At 68.6% G+C, this 4,307-nt stretch carries 4 protein-coding genes and 1 pseudogene; 4 read left to right on the forward strand and 1 reads right to left on the reverse strand.

Annotation, left to right across the window (positions count from 1 at the left end; genetic code table 11):
* Positions 1-86 precede the first annotated feature (86 nt).
* Complete coding sequence (locus AC1D1G_RS42310) at positions 87-491, forward strand: hypothetical protein (RefSeq protein WP_005246369.1); 405 nt, start codon at positions 87-89, stop codon at positions 489-491.
* Between the two features lie 10 nt (positions 492-501).
* Here the strand turns inward: AC1D1G_RS42310 and AC1D1G_RS42315 are convergent, their stop codons facing one another.
* Positions 502-1,665 (reverse strand): sensor histidine kinase, encoded by a 1,164-nt coding sequence (locus tag AC1D1G_RS42315; protein ID WP_477956612.1) that lies wholly within the window; start codon positions 1,663-1,665, stop codon positions 502-504.
* A gap of 46 nt (positions 1,666-1,711) precedes the next feature.
* Between AC1D1G_RS42315 and AC1D1G_RS42320 the strand changes: the two genes are divergently transcribed.
* The 3 genes and pseudogenes from AC1D1G_RS42320 to AC1D1G_RS42330 form a co-directional block, all read left to right on the forward strand.
* Positions 1,712-2,479 carry a TSUP family transporter gene (locus AC1D1G_RS42320; RefSeq protein WP_011593477.1) on the forward strand — a complete coding sequence of 256 codons (768 nt, stop codon included), beginning with the start codon at positions 1,712-1,714 and terminating at the stop codon, positions 2,477-2,479.
* 22 nt (positions 2,480-2,501) lie between these two features.
* The gene (locus AC1D1G_RS42325; RefSeq protein WP_477956613.1) at positions 2,502-4,022 is read left to right on the forward strand and encodes a TldD/PmbA family protein; all 1,521 of its coding nucleotides are present in this window, start codon (positions 2,502-2,504) and stop codon (positions 4,020-4,022) included.
* Positions 4,019-4,307: pseudogene (locus tag AC1D1G_RS42330) on the forward strand (TldD/PmbA family protein); the annotation flags it as partial. The gene AC1D1G_RS42325 and the pseudogene AC1D1G_RS42330, both read left to right, overlap by 4 nt.

Consider the following 4,307-nt stretch of genomic DNA (forward strand, 5'->3'; position numbering starts at 1 on the left):
CGCGGATGCCGATAGGCGGACCGTCGTGGCGCCGATCGGCATCCGCGGCCACACTGGAGATGTCCCGCCGAAGTCAGGAGACAGTGATGGGCGACAACAGGCCGTTCGGGTTCGACCCCGACGATCTCGACCGCGTGATCCGTGAGGCCGGCGAGGAATTGCAGGGCGTCAAGGACCGGATCGTCAGGTTCCTGGACCAGGCGGATTCTCAGATTCCGTGGACGGGCGTGTTCGCGGACTTCGCCCGCTCGCCGCGCGGCGCGTCGAAGCCGGAAACGGCCGGCGAGACCGGTGACGGTGTGTGGGCGATCTACACGCTCGACGACGAGGGCGTCGCACGTGTCGAGCAGGTGTATGCCACCGAACTCGATGCGCTCCGCGCGCACAAGCACAACACGGATCCCCACCGGTCGGTGCGGTTCCTCCCCTACGGCGTCACCGTCAGCGTCCTCGACCAGCCGGAGGAAGCAGCGCCACCGGAGACGGAGTGACCGGGGCCGCTCAGTCCTCCAGCTCGAGCGGCAACTCCGCGGTGACCCGCCAACTGCCGTCGGTCTGCCGTCCCGCCTCGAGGGTGCCGTGCAGGACGGCGACCCGCTCTCGCATGCCGAGCAGCCCGTTGCCCGACCCGAGCGAGAACTGTCCGGACGAGTTGCCGTTGTCGGTGATCTCGACGAGCACGTCCGTCTCGCGGCGCCGCACCCGCACTTTCGCGCGCGGACGTTCCCCGGCGTGCCGCAGCACATTCGTCAGCGATTCCTGGACCAGCCGGTGGACGCCGAGGCTGACCGCGGGGCTGATGTCGTCCAGCTCCCCCGTCAGTTCGAGTTCCACGGGCAGGCCGGCGCTGCGCATCATGTCGACCACTCGGGCGAGGCCGGCCGTGCCATGCTGGGGCATGTCGTCGGTCGCCGGTTCGGTGCGCAACAGCGAGACGGTGCGCCGCAGTTCCGCCAGGGCCTCCCGCCCGGTGCTCGCGATGTTGGTGAGCGCCTGCTTCGCGATGTCGGGGTTGGTCTTCAGGGCGTAGGACGCGCCGTCGGCCTGCACGATCATCACGCTCACGGCGTGCGCGACCACGTCGTGCAGTTCCCGGGCGATCCGGGTCCGCTCGGYGGCCACCGCGTCCTCGGCGCGGCGATCCCGGTCGTAGTCGGCGACGACGAGGCGTGCGGCGACCTCCTCGTCGTAGGCCCGGCGGGCGCCGAGGAACTCCGCTGTGATCCAGGAGAGCGCGAAGACGAGGACGGAAAACAGTCCGGCCGCCACCAGTTCCTGTTCCAGCAACCAGATCGACAGGGCCGAATCGACGGCGAGGCCCACCGCGTACACCGCGGCCGTGCGGCGGTCGACGTAGGCGACGAGCGTATAGAGGGCAACGGCAAGGGCCAGCAGACCGGGATGTTCGGCGTCGAGGTCACCGATCGAATAACTGATGAAGGTGATCGTGATCGACGTCACCAGAACGGCACCGGCCGCCGCCCGCGGGTACTTCCGACGCCACGCGATCGGCAGGCACAGCAGGAAACCCATGACCAGCTGCACCCACGGCGAGCGGTCTCCCGACGCGGTGAACACGAACACCTCGAGGGTGAACAGGATCGCCGCCAACATCGAGTCCGCAACCGTCGGCTTTCCTCGCAGCCACAGACTGAACCTCCGCATGTGCACAGCGTAAGTACCTCAGGGTGGGTGTGGTTGAGTCTGCACCATGAATGTGGGTGACTGGGCGCTTCTTCTCACCGCCGCGACGGCCGCCGGGTGGGTGGACGCTGTCGTCGGCGGCGGCGGACTGATCCTCATTCCCGCACTGTTTCTCGTCGCACCGCAGCTGACGCCGCAGGCGGCGCTGGCCACCAACAAGCTCACCGCGTTCACCGGCACCTCCGCCGCCGTCGTCACGTTCGCGCGCCGGATCCCCATGAACTGGCGGCTGCTGGTTCCCGCCGGCCTACTCGCGGCGGTGGCGTCCGCGCTCGGCGCGGCAACGGTGTCGCGCATCGACAAGGACGTCTTCATCCCGCTCATCATGGCGGTACTCGTCGGCGTCGCCGTCTTCGTGACGATCCGTCCGCAGCTCGGGACCACGCTGGCGAAGGATCCGCCGACACGGCGGAAGGTCGTCGCAGTCGTCCTGCTGTCTGCCGGGCTCCTCGGTTTCTAYGACGGCCTGTTCGGGCCGGGCACCGGAACATTCCTCATCATCAGCTTCGCCACGTTCCTCGGCACGGAGTTCGTGCGCAGCGCGGCGATGGCGAAGGTGATCAATCTGGGATCGAATCTCGGTGCGCTGGTGTTCTTCGCCGCCACCGGCCACGTGCTGTGGGCACTCGGTCTGGGTATGGCTGTCTGCAACGTGATCGGCGCGGTCATCGGTTCGCGAATGGCCTTGAGCAAGGGCGCCGGATTCGTCCGGATCACCCTGCTGATCGTGGTGATCGCGATGGTGATCCGGTTGGGTTGGCAGCAATTCGGCTGAGCGACCGACTACGGTGGTCCAGGTGACGGCTCCACGACAGGTTGATCCGGAATTCCTTGCCCTCCCCCTGCGTTCGCTGGCGGACGCGGCACTCGCCGCTGCCCGCGCGGCGGGTGCGTCGCACGCCGACCTGCGCGTGCATCGGCTGACCAGCCAGTCGCTGCGGCTGCGCGACGGTGAGGTGCAGTCGGCGGTGGACACCAGCGAACTCGGCTTCGCGGTGCGTGTCGTCGTCGACGGCACCTGGGGTTTCGCCTCGCATGCCGAGCTGACGCCGGCGACCGCCGCCGCGACCGCGGAACAGGCCGTCGCGGTCGCCCGGGCGTTGCGTGGACTGAACCGGGAGCACGTCGAACTCGCCGCCGAACCGGTGCACACGGATGTCCACTGGGTGTCCGATTACGACGTCGATCCGTTCGAAGTTCCCGCCTCGGACAAGATCTCGCTGCTCGGTGAATACTCCCGCAGGCTACTCGGATCCGACGGCGTCGACCACGTCACCGCCGGATGCCTGCAGGTGAAGGAGCAGACGTTCTACGCCGATCTCGCCGGATCGTCCATCGTGCAGCAGCGGGTGCGGCTGCATCCGCAACTCGAAGCCACCACCGTCGACCAGTCGGCCGGCGTCTTCGAGACGATGCGCACCCTCGCTCCCCCTGTCGGCCGCGGATGGGAGTACGTCGCCGGCGACGGGGTGTGGAACTGGACCGACGAACTCACCCGGATCCCGGACCTGCTGGCCGAGAAGGTGAAGGCCCCCACCGTGGTACCCGGCCCCACCGACCTGGTGATCGACCCGACGAACCTGTGGCTGACGATCCACGAATCCGTCGGGCACGCCACCGAGTACGACCGCGCCATCGGCTACGAGGCCGCGTACGCCGGCACGTCGTTCGCCACCCCCGACAAGCTCGGCACGCTGCGCTACGGGACGCCGATCATGCACGTGACCGCGGACCGCACCGAGCGGCACGGTCTCGCCACGATCGGCTACGACGACGAAGGCGTCGAAACCCAGTCCTGGGACCTGGTGGCCGACGGGATTCTCGTCGGCTACCAGCTGGACCGGGCGTTCGCGCCCCGGCTCGGGCTGGCGCGTTCCAACGGCTGCTCGTACGCCGACTCGCCGCATCACGTCCCCATTCAGCGGATGGCCAACGTGTCGTTGCAGCCCGATCCCGACACCGACCGCAGCACCGACGACCTGATCTCCGGTGTGGAGGACGGAATCTACGTCGTCGGCGACAAGTCCTGGTCGATCGACATGCAGCGCTACAACTTCCAGTTCACCGGTCAGCGGTTCTACCGCATCCGCGGCGGGAAGCTCGACGGGCAACTCCGCGACGTCGCGTACCAGGCGACGACCACGGACTTCTGGGGTTCGATGGAGGCCGTCGGCGGCCGCTCCACCTGGCAGCTCGGCGGCGCCTTCAACTGCGGCAAGGCGCAACCCGGCCAGGTCGCGGCCGTCAGCCACGGCTGCCCGTCGGCACWCTTCCGCGGCGTCAACGTACTGAACACTCGGACGGAAGGCGGCCGATGATCGCACCGCAGCAACTCGTGGAGCAGGTCCTCGCCCGGGCCACCGTGGACGAGACCATCGTGATCGTCACCGATGCCAGCGAGGCGTCCCTGCGGTGGGCAGGCAACTCGATGACCACCAACGGGGTGTCCACGTCGCGCAGCTGGACCGTCATCTCGATCGTCCGGGCCGGCGAGGACGCGAGGGTCGGCATCGTCACGTCCGCCTCCGTCGACGCCGCCGACATCGACGGCGTGGTCCGCTCGGCCGAAATCGCCGCCCGCGCAGCCACACCCGCATCGGACG

Source organism: Rhodococcus sp. P3_B8 (assembly GCF_056402775.1).

What these genes read in the sequence shown, in the direction of transcription:
- AC1D1G_RS42310 (WP_005246369.1), top strand. Translation starts at nt 87, where the DNA reads ATGGGCGACAACAGGCCGTTCGGGTTCGACCCCGACGATCTCGACCGC.